Consider the following 15270-nt stretch of genomic DNA (forward strand, 5'->3'; position numbering starts at 1 on the left):
TTTGTGGTTTCGAAAATTAAAAGTATCAAAATTTATTCTACATTTGTAAAACGGCCGGAACTTTTTGTGAAAAAATTCCGGAACCGGCAGAGCTATTTTATCGCCCGATTATGGAACTTATACAGCCCAGTGACCTCTATTTTGGACGGAGGGGATGGATCGCCCGCCTGCAAGCCCGTCTGATTATGAAGGTGGCCGCCCTGAAGAAAATCAATCGACTGTACGAAAGCGCATTTTCCTACGAGGGGCCTTATCCGGAAGGGTTGTTGTATAATCTGGGCGTCTCGTACGACGTCGCTCCGTCCGATCTCAAGAATATTCCGGCGTCGGGTCCGGCGATCGTGATCGCGAACCATCCGACCGGTGCGCTGGACGGGATGATCCTGATCGACCTGCTTTCGAAAGCGCGTCCCGACGTGAAGTTCATGGGGAATTTCCTGCTGAGCCGGATCGGCCCCCTGAAACGGTTCTTTATCGACGTCGATCCGTTCGACGCGAAGTCCGGCGGTAACGTGTCCGGAATCCGCGAGTCGTTGCAGCATCTCTCCGGCGGCGGACTGCTGGTGATCTTCCCGGCCGGCGAAGTGGCGACTTGGCAGCGCGGGTTCCGGGACGTTAAGGACCGGCCGTGGCCCGAGTCGGTGCTAAAGTTTATCCGGAAGGCGCAGGTGCCGGTCGTTCCCGTTTATATCGAAGCTTCCAACAGCCGGACGTTCCGGCTGGCCGGGAAGGTGCATCCGATGCTGCGGACGTTGTTGCTACCGCGCGAGTTGGTCAACAAAGCGGGCTGTTCGGTGCCGTTGCGCATCGCTTCGCCGATCCTGCCCAAAAAGACCGAGGATCTTTCCAAAACGGCTTATAACAGTTACCTGCGCGCTTCGGTCGAGTACCTGAAGCCGTCCGGTAGACGGCGTCCCCGCCGGGCCGAGCGCCGTGCGGCGCGGAAGGTGCCCGATGAGGTTCGCGGTGACGTCGACGTGAAATTGCTTTGCAGCGAGTTGGAAAGCCTGCGGGGACATTATCGGCTGTTCGTTTCGGGCGGTTATGAGGTTTATTGCGCTCCGCCGCAGCAAATCCCGAACATGATGCTGATGATCGCCACGTTGCGCGAACGGACGTTCCGCGAGATCGGCGAAGGCACCAAGAACGAGATCGATACCGACCGTTTCGACCGCTATTACCGGCAGTTGTTCATCTGGGACAACGAGGCGCTGCGGCTGGTCGGAGCCTACCGTTTGGGATTGGGCGACGAGATCATGCGGAACTACGGATTGAAAGGTTTCTATACCCATACGCTTTTCCGGATGTCGCCCCCGATGGGAGAGGTGATGAGCCGCACCATCGAGCTCGGTCGTTCGTTCATCGCGCGCGAATACCAGCGGAAACCGGCGTCGCTGATGCTGTTATGGAAGGGGATTCTCCACGTTCTGCTACAGAATGAACAGTATCGCTATCTGATGGGGCCGGTGACCGTTTCGGGAGGTTTCCAGCATACGTCCAAGCTGATTATCGCCGCGTATGTCAGTCGTTTCTACTTGGATCGGAAGAAGGCCTCTTACATCAGGCCCCGGACGGGAATCGTCGTTCCGGCTCGGATCGACGAGTCGCTGATCGCGGAGGTGCGTCCGATCGAACTGATCAATAAGATAATCTGCGATATCGAGCGGAATGCGTTTTCGATCCCTGTGTTGATTCGCAAATACTTGCAACTGAACAGCAGTGTGCTCGGATTCAATACGGATCACGAGTTCTGCGACTCGCTCGACGCCCTGATGCTGCTCGACCTGCGGCGGGTGCCCGAAGAGACGATCTTGATGTTGTCCAAAGAACTGACCGACATCGACGTGATCGGCCGTTTCAAAAAAATCAAAGACTAGAAGGCTGCGTTTGCATCTGCCGGCGTCAGTATCCGCCGAGGAAAGTGTCGGCGTCGATTACCTCGATTTCGAAATTTTCGGCATCGATGCGGTCGTTCCGGTCGGCCGTAACGATCGTGCCTCGGCTCGCCCCGGTTTGCCGTAGCGCCCATAGCAATCCGTCGGTTTTGGTCTGCATCAGGTCGGGGTCGTCGTCGTAGCAGGCCTGGATGCAGCGGACGCCCCCTTCCGCATCGGACGCGATAAAATCGCATCCGCCCTGTTCGTTCGTATAGCATACCGACCGGCTCTCCCGGCACAGGTGGTTGAATAGCATCGTTTCGAACAGTTTGTTCCGGTCGACGGTCTCGGCGGTCGATACGGCTGCGGCCAGCGCCGTGTCGACCGCATAGACCTTGCGCGGATTGACCGCCTGGCGCGCCGGGTTGTCGCTGAGGATCGAAACGAAGCGTACGAGTCCGGCCGTTTCGATGCATTGCATGTGCTCTGCGGCCGTGCTCACGGCCTTTATTTTCAGTTTTTCGCGCAGTTTGTTGGCGGTGACGGGTTCTCCGGTGTTGGTGATTAGGTGCAATGCCATCCGTTGCAGGGTGTTCCGGTCGCGGATGCCTCCCGCGATGACGGCGTCCTTGCAGAGGATTTCCGTGTAGAGTTGATGGAGCGCTTCGGTGTGTCCCGTTTTGATGAGTCCGGGAAAAGCTCCCCGCGACAGAAATTCGTTGACGGCCTGTTCGCCGGCCGGTTTATGCGTGAAGCTGAGAAATTCGTTGTACGAAAAGAGGTCGAGTCGGCGGAGCGAGAAAATATCCGGGACGGCGCCTGTCCCGTCCGGACGCTCGGCTTTTGCGAGCCGCAGGAGGGTTTCCAGCGAAACGGTGGAGACAATCTTGATCCCCTGGCGGATTTTTCGGTCGCAGAATTCGATCCATCCGGCCGCCAGGTCGATCCGGTTGAACAGGGCGATGCCTTTGCCCGACTCTTCCAGCAGCCGATCGAGCTTCGTGAAATCGCCCGCGTCGAAACCTCCGAGCCGCGGGTCGTCGAAGTCGGTGTACCACGCTTCGGGATAGTCGTTGTTCAGCATCCGGTGCAGCAACGCGCTGCATCCGCATCCGCGCACGCCCCCGATCAGCAGCATACGGTCGGTTAGGTAGGGAATGGACTCCTCGATTTCGCGCGGATGTCCGGGCGAAACGTTCGCGAGCATTTTACGTTGTTTGGAGACGATGTTTTCGAGCGCTGTTTTCGTGATCATGACGGTCTGAATGAATTGAATATCTGCAAATATAATTATTATATTTTAAAAACAGACGAATTAATTTTTTGTTAAGATCAGAATTGCGCGCGGGCGAAAGTTTCCGTTTTCCGATTTAATGGTATTTTTGTGCCGGATTGTGGCCGTTGCGGGATTCGACCGTCTGCCGGGCCGTTAAAAAGAATGATAAATGAAAATGAAGTTTGTGTTGATTTCGCTTTTTGTGCTGTCTTCAGGCGTCGCCTTTGCTCAGTCGGACACGGTTGCGGCCGGGAAAAAGGCGGAGCCGGTTTCGTACGTGCCGAAACTGGACGGAACGATCAAAGCGAAGATGGAGGTCGATCTGAACGGCGGGGAGTACCGGTTCAGCGTACGCAACGCCCGGCTGGGCGTTCGGGGGAACGTTTCGCCGAAAATGAATTACCGCCTTCAGATGGATTTCGGTAACGAAGGGAAAATATCGTTGCTGGATGCTTATGCCGGTTACCAGTCCGGAGGTTTTACGGCCGAACTCGGGCAGCAGCAGTACCATTTCAGCACCGATATGGATCGGGGGCCGTCCACGAATCTGTTCGCGAACCGTTCTTTCCTGTCGAAATACTTGACGAGTTATTACGGCAGCGAACTATCCGGCGGGAAAACCGTCGACTACGTCCGGACGCTCGGTTCGCGCGATCTGGGCGCGTTTTTCTCATACCGTTTCGCATCGAAACTGCCGCTGAAATTGCTCGCCGGCGTTTTCAACGGTTCGGGAATCAACAATCCCGTGTGGGGGAAACACGTGAATGTGATCGGTCGCGCGGAGCTCGGCGGCAGCGAGGGACTGCAGGGGGCGGTTGCTTATTACGACGGTTACGCTCCGCAGCATACGCGGGTTGTAGAACGCGAGGGCGAAAACGTAACGGAAAATTTCGAGCAAAAGATGCGGATGGCCGGTTTCGAATTGCGTTATGTCCGCGGAAAGTTCCGGATCGAGGGGGAGTACGCGCGTCGCTATCTCGGAACCGGTAGTTCGTCGGAGGTGATGGCCGTGGCTCTCGTGCAGGGGTTCTATCGGTTCGATCTGCCCGAAAGGTCGTTTGCCCGCTACCTGTTGCCGGTCGTGCGCTGGGATCTCGGCAACGGGGTCGATTACCTGAATAGCGATACCCGACGGCGCGAGCTTTTCGATGCGAACCGGATTACGGCCGGGATCAACCTTGGATTCTCGACAAAACTGGTGCGTTCCGAGGTGCGGCTGAATTACGAAAAATACCTTCTGAAAGAGCGGCCGTCCGATTTCGCCGTCAACAAATTGTTGCACGACAAGTTTACGCTGGAAATCGTCGCGTCGTTTTAGCGGCCGGGCCGTTTGCGCAGAACCGGCCCGTCGCGCGATCCTTGTTCTCAGTCGAAGTCGCCCGGCATCGGCTGAATCCGTATGCGGCAGAATCATCGAAAAAACATACCGGGCCGCCCGTTTGGTAGGGCGGCGATCCATATTCCGAAAATATTCCGACGGGTTTTCTCCGGCGTTTCGGCGGACGACGGTTATTTGTAAATCATTCCGATTCGCTGCGTGCCTCCCCAGCGGTTGACCTGTATTTGCTGCGCGTCGATTACCTCCTGTCCGCGCAGGATGCGGAACGATAGTTTGAACGGAGGAGTGTCGGCGACGATGTCGGACGGCGGGTCGGCCGTCGGCACGGCATAGACGGATGCTGCGACGGACGCCGCCGGATCGGAAGTTTGGACGCTGTAGGTCGTTTCTTTGCGGATCGGGCTCGCGTCCGTATGCTCGACGGCGATTTGACGCTCTTCGGAGTCGTAAGAAGCGAGGCTCAGGTGCAGATTCATTCGTTCGCCGGCCGGATCGTCGCATCGCGCTTCCAGGCGGAAAATAGCGGTTGTTCCCACGGATTTCAAATTTAAACGTTTCTCCGCCGGGGTATCCGGCCGGTTCGATTCGAGCCGGCCGGACACCATGATTTCCCGGTTGATACCGAGCAAAATTACGACAAAACGGCAGATTACAAAAAATAAGTTTCAGAAATATTTAGAGGTGATTTGTAATGTATTAATGTTTTGTTGAACAGTTGTTTGCGTGTTTGTGTATTTATTTTGTTTATTATGTTGTTGAAATCATAAAAATAAATGATAGTCACTAATGTGTTGAACGGCATGAAAAAGCCTGAAAAACACGGATTATCAGTGAAAAAAGATCGATAAATATTGCGGTTTCGAAAATTATTGGTATCTTTGCACTCCGTTTTGTGTGAATGGAACAGATTTTTAACCAAACAAAGTAAAGGAAAAAGTAAGTAAAATGCCAACTATTCAACAGTTAGTACGTAAGGGAAGGTTGACGCCGAGCTTTAAAAGTAAAGCTCCCGCGTTGGATGCATGTCCGCAACGTCGTGGCGTATGTGTTCGTGTTTACACGACCACTCCCAAGAAGCCGAACTCGGCTATGCGAAAAGTAGCCCGTGTGAGATTGACCAACGGGAAAGAGGTGAATGCCTACATCCCGGGCGAAGGTCACAATCTGCAGGAGCACTCGATCGTGCTCGTTCGCGGTGGCCGTGTGAAAGACCTGCCGGGTGTTCGTTATCACTTGGTGCGCGGAGCGATGGACGCCGCAGGCGTGGACGGTCGCAAGCAACGCCGTTCGAAGTACGGGGCCAAAAGGCCGAAAGCAGGAGCAGCAGCGCCCGCAAAGAAAAAGTAACCATTAAATCAAACACAAAGACTTTTTAAACAATGAGAAAAGCGAAGCCTAAAAAGCGAATTCTACTTCCAGATCCCAAATTCGGAGACGGACTTGTGACAAGGTTTGTAAACAACCTTATGCTGGATGGTAAGAAGAGTATTGCCTATACGATTTTCTATGATGCCATAGAGATCGTGGGTGAGAAGATGAAGGATGCGGACAAGGCTCCCCTTGATATCTGGAAAAAAGCCCTCGAGAACATCACTCCCCAGGTGGAGGTGAAGTCGCGTCGCGTGGGCGGAGCAACCTTCCAGGTACCGACGGAAGTGAGACCCGAGCGTAAAGTTTCAATAGCAATGCGGAACCTTATCCTTTACTCTAAAAAACGCGCAGGTCGATCGATGGCGGAAAAAATGGCTGCTGAAATTCAAGCTGCGTACAACGAAGAAGGCGCTGCCTTCAAGCGGAAAGAAGAGATGCACAGAATGGCCGAAGCCAACAAGGCTTTTGCCCATTTCAGATTTTAATTTGTGAAGCGAGGGTAATTATATGGCAAGGGATTTAACATATACGAGAAATATCGGGATCATGGCTCACATCGATGCCGGTAAAACGACTACTTCGGAACGTATCCTTTTCTACACGGGAAAAACCCATAAAATCGGCGAGGTGCACGAAGGTGCCGCTACGATGGACTGGATGGTTCAGGAGCAGGAACGTGGTATTACCATCACTTCTGCTGCGACGACCGCTTTTTGGCAGTACAAAGATAAGACCTATCAGATCAATATCATCGACACCCCGGGTCACGTGGACTTCACCGCCGAGGTGGAACGTTCGCTGCGCGTGCTGGACGGTGCGGTGGCCACGTTCTGCGCCGTGGGCGGCGTGGAACCCCAGTCCGAAACCGTATGGCGTCAGGCCGACAAGTACCGCGTGCCGCGTATCGGTTACGTAAATAAAATGGACCGTACCGGCGCCGATTTCCTGAACGTTTGCGCTCAGGTCAAGGAGCGTCTCGGAGCCAATGCGTTGCCGGTCGTTCTGCCGATCGGGGCCGAAGACAAATTCGCCGGTTTGATAGACCTTATATATAATAGGGCTATTATTTACGACGATTCGAAAAAGGCCGATCTGGTAAACTATACTTACGAGGAGATTCCCGAAAACATGAAGGCCGAAGCCGCCGAATGGCGCGCTAAGCTGATCGAAGAGGTCGCGTCGGTAGACGACGCCTTGATGGAGAAGTTCTTCGAGGATCCCGATTCGATCACGTCTGACGAGTTGATCGCCGCGATCCGCAAGGCTACGATCTCGATGACGGTCGTGCCGATGCTCTGCGGTTCGTCCTTTAAAAATAAAGGGGTGCAATTGCTGCTCGACTACGTGATGGCATTCCTGCCGTCGCCGGTGGATATCGAAGCCGTTATCGGCACCGATCCGCGCACCGGAGAGGAAACCAGTCGCAAACCGGTTGAATCCGATCCGTTCTGCGGTCTGGCGTTCAAAATCGCTACCGACCCGTTCGTGGGCCGTCTGGCATTCGTCCGCGTTTATTCCGGAAAGATGGAAGCCGGTTCTTACGTGCACAACAGCCGTTCTTCGAAAAAGGAACGTATCAGCCGTATCTACCAGATGCATGCCAATAAGCAGAATCCGATGGAAGTGATCGGAGCCGGCGATATCTGCGCCGCGGTCGGTTTCAAGGATATCCGCACCGGCGATACGTTGTGCGACGAACAGCATCCGATCGTGCTCGAATCGATGACTTTCCCCGAACCGGTGATCGGTCTGGCTATCGAACCGAAAACGCAGAAAGACCTCGATAAGCTCGGTATCGCGCTCGGCAAACTGTCCGAGGAAGACCCGACCTTTACGGTGAAGACCGACGAAGATAGCGGACAGACCGTCATCAGCGGGATGGGCGAACTCCACTTGGAGATCATCGTGGACCGTTTGAAGCGTGAGTTTGGCGTCGAAATCAGCCAGGGCGCTCCGCAGGTGAACTACAAGGAGTCGCTGAAATCGAAAGTTCAGCACCGCGAAGTGTTCAAGAAGCAGACCGGCGGTCGCGGTAAGTTCGCCGACATCATCTTCGAAATCGGCCCTGCCGAAGAAGGCAAGATGGGACTCGAATTCGTCGATGTCGTGAAGGGCGGTAATATTCCGAAGGAATACATCCCGTCGATCCAGAAAGGGTTCGAATCGGCCATGTCCAACGGCCCGTTGGCAGGCTTCGCGCTCGACAGCATGAAGATCACGCTGATCGACGGTTCGTTCCACCCGGTCGATTCCGATGCGCTCTCTTTTGAAATTTGTGCCCGCAACGGTTTCCGCGAGGCTGCCCGTAAAGCTTCTCCGGTAATCCTCGAACCGATCATGAAGGTCGAAGTGGTGACTCCCGAAGAAAACATGGGCGACATTATCGGCGACCTGAACAAACGCCGCGGACAGATCGCCGGCATGGAATCGCGCGGCAACGCCCGCGTGGTGGATGCCAAGGTGCCGTTGTCGGAGATGTTCGGCTACGTTACGGTGCTGCGTACGATCTCGTCGGGACGCGCTACTTCTTCGATGGAGTTCTCTCATTTCGAAGAGGTTCCTGCGAACCTTGCCAAGGAGATTATCGAAAAAACAAATGGTAAAAAGGAATAATCCGTAGATTTATCAGAATTATGAGCCAGAAAATAAGAATTAAATTGAAATCATACGATCATAACCTCGTCGATAAATCGTCGGAAAAGATCGTAAAGACTGTGAAAGGTACGGGGGCGGTCGTAAGCGGCCCGATTCCGCTGCCTACGCAGAAGAAGATTTTCACCGTAAACCGTTCGACTTTCGTCAATAAGAAAGCGCGCGAGCAGTTCCAGTTGTGCACTTTCAAACGGATCCTCGATATCTACAGTTCGACTCCGAAGACGATCGATGCGCTGATGAAACTCGAGCTGCCCAGCGGCGTAGAGGTGGAAATCAAAGTCTGATCGCAGTACCCAAGTTGAATAACAAACGTTTTTAACAAAAGGCGGAAGGCTTGTAAGGACGGCGGCCTGTTTCGTACGGGCTGCCGGGGCCTTGCAAGTGGACTTCGCCTCCAATACTAATTAACAGACAAAAATGTCAGGACTAATTGGAAAAAAGATCGGAATGACTTCCGTGTTCGGTGCCGACGGTAAAAACATACCGTGCACCGTAATCGAAGCTGGTCCCTGTGTAGTTACGCAATTGAAGACCCCCGAGAAAGATGGTTACTCGGCAGTCCAGATTGCCTATGACGAAACGACCGAAAAACACACCAGCAACAGTTTACTGGGCCATTTCAAAAAGGCCAACACCACTCCGAAACGGAAACTGGTCGAATTCACCAGCTTCGAAAACGAATTGAACCTCGGCGACGTGATCACCGTGGATATTTTCGAAGAGAACGACTGGGTGGACGTTACGGGCATCTCCAAAGGCAAGGGCTTCCAGGGCGTTGTGAAACGTCACGGGTTCGCCGGTGTCGGCGGACAAACGCACGGCCAGCACAACCGTCAGCGCAAGCCGGGGTCGCTGGGTGCCTCTTCGTATCCGTCGCGCGTGTTCAAAGGCAAACGCCTTCCGGGCCGTACCGGCGGAGAGCGCGTTACGGTGCTCAACCTGCGTATCGTTAAGAAACTTCCCGAAAACAACCTGCTTCTGGTGAAGGGTTCGATTCCGGGTGCAAAAGGTTCGTACTTATTAATCGAAGACTAACATGGAAATAGCTATCTATAACGTTTCAGGGAAAGATACCGGCAAAAAGGCCGTCCTGAAAGATGAGATTTTCGGTATTGAGCCCAACAACCACGCGATCTACCTCGATGTCAAGCAGTATCTGGCCAATCAGCGTCAGGGAACCCACAAGTCGAAACAGCGTAACGAAGTGGCCGGCTCGACCCGTAAACTGAAGAAACAGAAAGGTACCGGCGGCGCACGCGCCGGCAGCATCCTGTCTCCGCTGTTCGTAGGCGGCGGCCGCGTATTCGGCCCGGTTCCGCGCGATTACAGCTTCAAGCTGAACAAGAAACTCAAACAGCTCGCCCGTAAAAGTGCCCTTGCCTATAAGGTCAAAGGCGAAGCCCTGACGGTCGTGGAGGATTTCGCGATGGAAGTTCCGAAGACCAAAGAGTTTATCGGCATTACCAAGAACCTGAACCTCGAAGGCAAGAAAATTCTGCTGGTTCTTCCCGAATCCAATGCGAACGTAGCGCTGTCGGCCCGTAACCTGCAGAACGTAAAGGTGGTTTTGGCGTCGAACATCAATACGTACGACGTGATGAACGCCGGCAACATCGTATTGGCCGAAGGTTCCGTGAATGTAATTAATCAAATGTTCGGATTATAGGCTACCGTCCGTCCTAAAAATTAGCATGACACAATGGATATATTAATTAAGCCAATTTTAACCGAGAGAATGGCGGCTCAGGGCGAAAAGCTGAACCGTTACGGTTTTATCGTAGATCCGAGGGCTAACAAACTGCAGATCAAGGATGCCGTCGAGGCGATGTACAATGTGGTTGTTATGGATGTAAATACTCTGAATTACATGGGCAAGCTCAAAAGCCGCTACACCAAGCACGGACTTTTGGTCGGACGCGCCAACAATTTCAAGAAGGCGATCGTCACCCTGAAAGACGGAGACAAGATTGATTTTTACAGTAATATCTAAGAGAGATGGCAGTAAGAAAGTTTAAACCCATGACCCCGGGTACCCGCCACAAAGTGATCGGTACCTTTGACGATATTACTTCGTCTACACCGGAAAAATCATTACTCAGCCCTCTGAAAAGTTCCGGCGGCCGCAACAACAGCGGTAAAATGACCGTCCGTTATATCGGAGGCGGTCACAAACGGATGTATCGTATTGTCGATTTCAAACGTGACAAAGATAACATGAGCGCCCAGGTGAAGACCATCGAATATGATCCGAACCGTTCCGCTCGCATCGCTCTGCTCTGCTATCCCGACGGCGAAAAACGTTATATGCTCGCCCCGAACGGACTGCAGGTGGGACAGACCGTATCGACCGGAGCCGGCGTGGCCCCCGAAGTGGGCAACACGCTGTTCCTCGCGGATATTCCACTGGGTACGGTGATCCACAACATTGAACTCTACCCCGGACAGGGAGCCGTGATGGCTCGTAGTGCCGGTACCTACGCACAGCTTCTGGCTCGTGAAGGTAAATTCGCTATTATTAAGCTTCCTTCGGGTGAAACCCGTATGGTGCTCGTAACCTGCCGCGCAACGATCGGCGTCGTGTCGAATCCCGACCACAGCCTCGAATCGCACGGTAAAGCCGGCCGCAAACGTTGGCTCGGACGCCGTCCGCGCAACCGCGGTGTATCCATGAACCCGGTCGATCACCCGATGGGTGGTGGCGAAGGCCGTTCTTCGGGAGGACACCCGCGTTCACGCAAAGGTCTTCTCGCCAAGGGTTACAAGACGCGCGATCCTAAGAAGACTACGTCTAAGTTCATCGTATCCAGAAGGAAAAAATAATTTAAAAATAGTAGCATAATGAGCCGATCATTAAAAAAAGGACCATACATCGAGCCCAAACTGGAAGCGAGAGTCATCGCTCAGAACGAGGGAGGCAAGAAGTCTGTCATCAAGACGTGGTCGCGTGCAAGCATGATTTCGCCCGATTTCGTCGGACAGACCATCGCCGTGCACAACGGGAATAAGTTTATTCCTGTATATGTAACAGAGAACATGGTAGGACACAAGCTGGGCGAATTCGCTCCGACTCGCAACTTCCGTGGTCATTCAGGTAATAAGAAAAAATAGTAGGTAAAAATGGGTGCAAGAAAAAGCATAAGAGCCGAAAAATTGAAGGCCGAAAAGAAGCAGACGGCGATTGCCGTACTCCGCGACTGCCCGACCTCGCCGCTGAAGATGCGCATCGTCGCCGACATGATCCGCGGCATGGAGATCAATAAAGCGTTGGGTACCCTTCGTTACAGCAAGAAGGCAGCTTCGATCAGATTGGAAAAACTGTTGCGTTCGGCGATCGCCAACTGGGAACAGAAAAACGAAGGACAGCGTTTGGAAGACAATACGTTGTGCGTGAAAGAGATTTTCGTGGACGGCGGCAAGATGCTCAAACGGATCCAGCCGGCTCCTCAGGGCCGCGCACACCGTATCCGGAAGCGTTCGAACCACGTTACGGTCGTAGTCGATAAAATGGTAGTTAAAGCAGATAAAAAAGTTAAAGCAGATGGGACAGAAAGTTAATCCGATAGCAAACCGACTTGGTATCATCCGCGGTTGGGATTCCAACTGGTACGGCGGGAAGGATTTTTCCAGCAAGCTCGTCGAGGATGCTAAGATCCGCAAGTATCTGAATGCCCGTCTGGCTAAGGCAAGCATCTCGAAAATCATCATCGAACGTACGCTGAAGCTCGTAACCGTTACGATTTCTACGGCACGCCCCGGCATTATTATCGGCAAGGGCGGCCAGGAGGTCGACAAGCTGAAAGAAGAACTTCGTAAGTTGACCGGCAAGGAGATCCAGATCAATATCTTCGAGGTCAAACGTCCGGAAATCGACGCCGTGATCGTCGGTAACAACATCGCACGTCAACTGGAAGGCCGTATTTCGTACCGCCGGGCGATCAAAACCGCCATCGCATCGACGATGCGTATGGGCGCCGAAGGGATCAAGATTCAGATCTCGGGTCGCGTGGGCGGAGCCGAAATGGCCCGTAACGAAACCTATAAGGAAGGCCGTATTCCGCTGCACACGTTCCGTGCCGACGTAGATTACGCGCTCTCCGAAGCCCTGACCAAAGTGGGTCTTCTGGGGATCAAGGTGTGGATCTGCAACGGTGAAGTATATGACAAGCGCGACCTGTTCCAGATCTCGGGAGTCAATGCGCAGGCATCGGCCGGCAACCAGCAGGGCGGCGGTTACCGCGGCGACAAGCCGCGCGGCGGACGCGATAACAAAAAAAGAAAAAATAATAAGTAGGACTTCTTAAAGCGATAATAGCATGTTACAGCCAAAAAGAACCAAATTCAGAAGAATGCAGAAGGGCCGCATGAAGGGCAACGCACAGCGCGGAGCTCAGCTTGCGTTCGGCTCGTTCGGCATCAAGGCTATGGAATCTACTTGGATAACCGGTCGCCAGATAGAAGCCGCACGTCAGGCCATCGTGCGCTGCATGAAACGTGAAGGTCAGATCTGGATCCGTATATTCCCCGATAAACCCATCACGAAGAAGCCTGCCGAGGTACGTATGGGTAAAGGTAAAGGTTCTCCCGAAGGATTCGTCGCTCCGGTTACTCCGGGCCGTATCCTGTTCGAAGCGGAAGGTGTTCCGATGGAAGTTGCGCAGGAGGCGCTCCGTCTGGGCGCCCAGAAACTTCCGATCACCACTAAATTTGTAGTAAGAAGAGATTACACTGAAAATTCGATTTAGAGATGAAAACTTCTGAAATAAGAGAACTTACCGTGGCTGAAATCGAGGAGAGAATCGATGCGGAAAAAGCGAACCTGCTCCGCCAGAAGCTCAACCACTCGGTTTCTCCGGTAGAGAACCCGACCACATTGAAAAAGGCACGCAGGGATATTGCCCGCATGATGACGATCCTTGCCGAAAAGCAAAACGTAAAAAGTTAATTACCCATGGAAAGAAATCTCAGAAAGGAAAGAATCGGGGTGGTTGTCAGCAATAAGATGGATAAATCCGTTACGGTTGCCATAAAGAGAAAGGAGAAACATCCGATCTACGGTAAGTTCGTGAACAAGACGTCGAAATTCGTCGCTCACGATGAAACCAACACCTGCAACCCCGGCGACACCGTGCGGATTGCCGAAACAAGACCTCTCAGCAAGACGAAGCGTTGGAGATTAGTAGAAATCATAGAAAGAGCTAAATAGTCATGATACAACAGGAAAGCAGACTAACGGTAGCTGATAACAGCGGAGCGAAGGAAGTCCTTTGTATCCGTGTGCTGGGCGGAACGGGAAAACGTTACGCGTCCATCGGCGATAAAATTGTGGTGACCGTCAAGAGCGCTACCCCTTCCGGAGACGTGAAGAAAGGTACGGTATCGAAAGCGGTCGTAGTCAGAACCAAGAAGGAGATCAGACGCGCCAACGGATCCTACATCCGTTTCGACGACAATGCCGTGGTGCTTCTGAATAACCAGGGAGAAATGCGCGGAACCCGTATCTTCGGGCCGGTTGCCCGCGAATTGCGTGATTCTTACATGAAGATCATTTCACTTGCTCCCGAAGTATTGTAATTTTTAAAAGATTTCAAGATGTCAGTAAAATTGCATATTAAGAAAGGGGACACGGTGATCGTCAACGCAGGCGAGAGCAAGGGTCAGCAGGGAAAAGTGCTTCAGATCCTTGTCGACGACGAGCGCGCGATCGTTGAAGGTGTGAACATGATCAGCAAGCACACCAAACCCAACGCCAAGAATCCCCAGGGCGGTATCGTAAAGCAGGAGGCTCCGATCCATATTTCGAACCTGCAGCCGATCGACCCGAAAAGCGGCAAAGCGACCCGTGTCGGGCGCAAAGCCGACGTAGAAGGTAAATTAGTACGTTACGCTAAAAAGTCAGGGGAGGAGATTAAATAATGACTTACGTTCCTACACTAAAAAAAATGTACAAGGAGCAGGTGGTGCCTGCGCTTGTAAAGGAATTTGGTTACAGCAGCGTAATGCAGGTTCCCGTGCTCGAGAAGATCGTGATCAACCAGGGCCTCGGCCAGGCTGTCGCCGATAAGAAGATTATCGAAACGGCGCTCGACGAACTGAGCAAAATCACCGGTCAGAAGGCGGTTACGACTAAGTCCAAAAAGGATATTTCGAACTTCAAACTCCGTAAGGGAATGACCATTGGCGCCCGCGTGACGCTGCGTCACAACAAGATGTACGAATTTCTCGAAAGGCTGGTTGCCGTGGCGCTGCCGCGTATTCGCGACTTCAAGGGGATTAACGACAAATTCGATGGTCAGGGCAACTATACGCTCGGAATCACCGAACAGATTATCTTCCCGGAAATCGACATCGACAAGATCACGAAGATTCTGGGCATGGAGATCACGTTCGTGACGTCCGCCGCTACCGACGAAGAGGCTTATGCGCTGCTTAAACAGTTCGGTCTTCCGTTTAAGAACATTAAAAAGAACTAAGCAATATGGCAAAAGAATCAATGAAAGCCCGCGAGGTGAAACGCCTCAAACTGGTAGAGCGTTACGCTGCCAAACGGGCTGCGCTGAAAGAAGCCGGGGATTACGAAGGTCTGGCCAAGCTGCCGCGCAATTCGAACCCGATCCGCCTGCACAACCGTTGCAAACTGACCGGCCGCCCGAAAGGATACATGCGAATGTTCGGCATCAGCCGTATCCAGTTCCGCGAAATGGCTTCCCAGGGGCTGATTCCCGGCGTGAAGAAAGCGAGCTGGTAGATATTTA

At 53.0% G+C, this 15270-nt stretch carries 22 protein-coding genes; 20 read left to right on the plus strand and 2 right to left on the minus strand.

The window, feature by feature from the left end; genetic code table 11:
• The first annotated feature begins 110 nt into the window (after window positions 1-110).
• Window positions 111-1877: a lysophospholipid acyltransferase family protein gene (locus tag GFH31_RS09365; protein WP_118458201.1), complete on the plus strand. Its 1767-nt coding sequence runs from the start codon at window positions 111-113 to the stop codon at window positions 1875-1877.
• A gap of 25 nt (window positions 1878-1902) precedes the next feature.
• Here GFH31_RS09365 and GFH31_RS09370 read toward each other — a convergent pair whose 3' ends face one another.
• On the minus strand, window positions 1903-3132 hold the full coding sequence (locus tag GFH31_RS09370; RefSeq protein ID WP_101571513.1) for an ATP-binding protein: 1230 nt from the start codon (window positions 3130-3132) through the stop codon (window positions 1903-1905).
• A gap of 190 nt (window positions 3133-3322) precedes the next feature.
• On the opposite strand from GFH31_RS09370, the gene GFH31_RS09375 reads away from it, so the two are divergent.
• Entirely contained in the window at window positions 3323-4471 is a 1149-nt protein-coding gene (locus GFH31_RS09375) for a porin (protein ID WP_153497817.1), read from the plus strand.
• 191 nt (window positions 4472-4662) lie between these two features.
• On the opposite strand, the gene GFH31_RS09380 is transcribed toward GFH31_RS09375, so the two are convergent.
• The gene (locus GFH31_RS09380) at window positions 4663-5028 is read right to left on the minus strand and encodes a hypothetical protein (protein WP_145996510.1); all 366 of its coding nucleotides are present in this window, start codon (window positions 5026-5028) and stop codon (window positions 4663-4665) included.
• Window positions 5029-5437: 409 nt separating this feature from the next.
• On the opposite strand from GFH31_RS09380, the gene rpsL reads away from it, so the two are divergent.
• From rpsL to rpsN, 18 genes are all read left to right on the plus strand, one after another.
• The gene (rpsL, locus tag GFH31_RS09385) at window positions 5438-5839 is read left to right on the plus strand and encodes a 30S ribosomal protein S12 (RefSeq protein WP_055202346.1); all 402 of its coding nucleotides are present in this window, start codon (window positions 5438-5440) and stop codon (window positions 5837-5839) included.
• 32 nt (window positions 5840-5871) lie between these two features.
• Window positions 5872-6348 carry a 30S ribosomal protein S7 gene (gene rpsG, locus GFH31_RS09390; RefSeq protein WP_055202344.1) on the plus strand — a complete coding sequence of 159 codons (477 nt, stop codon included), beginning with the start codon at window positions 5872-5874 and terminating at the stop codon, window positions 6346-6348.
• Between the two features lie 22 nt (window positions 6349-6370).
• Complete coding sequence (fusA, locus tag GFH31_RS09395) at window positions 6371-8476, plus strand: elongation factor G (RefSeq protein ID WP_101571507.1); 2106 nt, start codon at window positions 6371-6373, stop codon at window positions 8474-8476.
• A gap of 20 nt (window positions 8477-8496) precedes the next feature.
• On the plus strand, window positions 8497-8802 hold the full coding sequence (rpsJ, locus tag GFH31_RS09400) for a 30S ribosomal protein S10 (RefSeq protein ID WP_055202340.1): 306 nt from the start codon (window positions 8497-8499) through the stop codon (window positions 8800-8802).
• A 133-nt stretch (window positions 8803-8935) separates the two neighbouring features.
• On the plus strand, window positions 8936-9553 hold the full coding sequence (gene rplC, locus GFH31_RS09405) for a 50S ribosomal protein L3 (protein ID WP_101571505.1): 618 nt from the start codon (window positions 8936-8938) through the stop codon (window positions 9551-9553).
• A 1-nt stretch (window position 9554) separates the two neighbouring features.
• A complete protein-coding gene (rplD, locus tag GFH31_RS09410; protein WP_101571503.1) occupies window positions 9555-10184 on the plus strand; it encodes a 50S ribosomal protein L4 in 630 nt (209 codons plus the stop codon).
• Between the two features lie 33 nt (window positions 10185-10217).
• Window positions 10218-10508: a 50S ribosomal protein L23 gene (gene rplW, locus GFH31_RS09415; protein WP_055202334.1), complete on the plus strand. Its 291-nt coding sequence runs from the start codon at window positions 10218-10220 to the stop codon at window positions 10506-10508.
• Between the two features lie 5 nt (window positions 10509-10513).
• A complete protein-coding gene (gene rplB, locus GFH31_RS09420; protein ID WP_055202332.1) occupies window positions 10514-11338 on the plus strand; it encodes a 50S ribosomal protein L2 in 825 nt (274 codons plus the stop codon).
• Between the two features lie 18 nt (window positions 11339-11356).
• A complete protein-coding gene (gene rpsS, locus GFH31_RS09425; protein ID WP_026089662.1) occupies window positions 11357-11626 on the plus strand; it encodes a 30S ribosomal protein S19 in 270 nt (89 codons plus the stop codon).
• A gap of 9 nt (window positions 11627-11635) precedes the next feature.
• On the plus strand, window positions 11636-12073 hold the full coding sequence (rplV, locus tag GFH31_RS09430) for a 50S ribosomal protein L22 (protein WP_055202330.1): 438 nt from the start codon (window positions 11636-11638) through the stop codon (window positions 12071-12073).
• Entirely contained in the window at window positions 12057-12809 is a 753-nt protein-coding gene (gene rpsC, locus GFH31_RS09435) for a 30S ribosomal protein S3 (RefSeq protein ID WP_055202328.1), read from the plus strand. Before rplV ends, rpsC begins: the two co-directional genes overlap by 17 nt.
• Window positions 12810-12831: 22 nt before the next feature.
• Entirely contained in the window at window positions 12832-13260 is a 429-nt protein-coding gene (rplP, locus tag GFH31_RS09440) for a 50S ribosomal protein L16 (protein ID WP_055202326.1), read from the plus strand.
• Window positions 13261-13262: 2 nt separating this feature from the next.
• Window positions 13263-13460: a 50S ribosomal protein L29 gene (gene rpmC, locus GFH31_RS09445; protein ID WP_055202324.1), complete on the plus strand. Its 198-nt coding sequence runs from the start codon at window positions 13263-13265 to the stop codon at window positions 13458-13460.
• Between the two features lie 6 nt (window positions 13461-13466).
• On the plus strand, window positions 13467-13721 hold the full coding sequence (rpsQ, locus tag GFH31_RS09450; RefSeq protein WP_055202322.1) for a 30S ribosomal protein S17: 255 nt from the start codon (window positions 13467-13469) through the stop codon (window positions 13719-13721).
• Window positions 13722-13723: 2 nt separating this feature from the next.
• Complete coding sequence (gene rplN / locus GFH31_RS09455) at window positions 13724-14089, plus strand: 50S ribosomal protein L14 (RefSeq protein ID WP_055202320.1); 366 nt, start codon at window positions 13724-13726, stop codon at window positions 14087-14089.
• A gap of 18 nt (window positions 14090-14107) precedes the next feature.
• Complete coding sequence (gene rplX / locus GFH31_RS09460) at window positions 14108-14431, plus strand: 50S ribosomal protein L24 (RefSeq protein ID WP_153497818.1); 324 nt, start codon at window positions 14108-14110, stop codon at window positions 14429-14431.
• Window positions 14431-14988, plus strand: a complete 558-nt coding sequence (gene rplE, locus GFH31_RS09465; protein WP_055202316.1) for a 50S ribosomal protein L5 — start codon at window positions 14431-14433, stop codon at window positions 14986-14988. Before rplX ends, rplE begins: the two co-directional genes overlap by 1 nt.
• A 5-nt stretch (window positions 14989-14993) precedes the next feature.
• On the plus strand, window positions 14994-15263 hold the full coding sequence (gene rpsN, locus GFH31_RS09470; RefSeq protein ID WP_055202315.1) for a 30S ribosomal protein S14: 270 nt from the start codon (window positions 14994-14996) through the stop codon (window positions 15261-15263).
• The last annotated feature ends 7 nt before the right edge of the window (window positions 15264-15270 follow it).

It is taken from the genome of Alistipes sp. dk3624, assembly GCF_009557455.1.
Classification (GTDB): Bacteria; Bacteroidota; Bacteroidia; order Bacteroidales; family Rikenellaceae; genus Alistipes_A; species Alistipes_A hominis.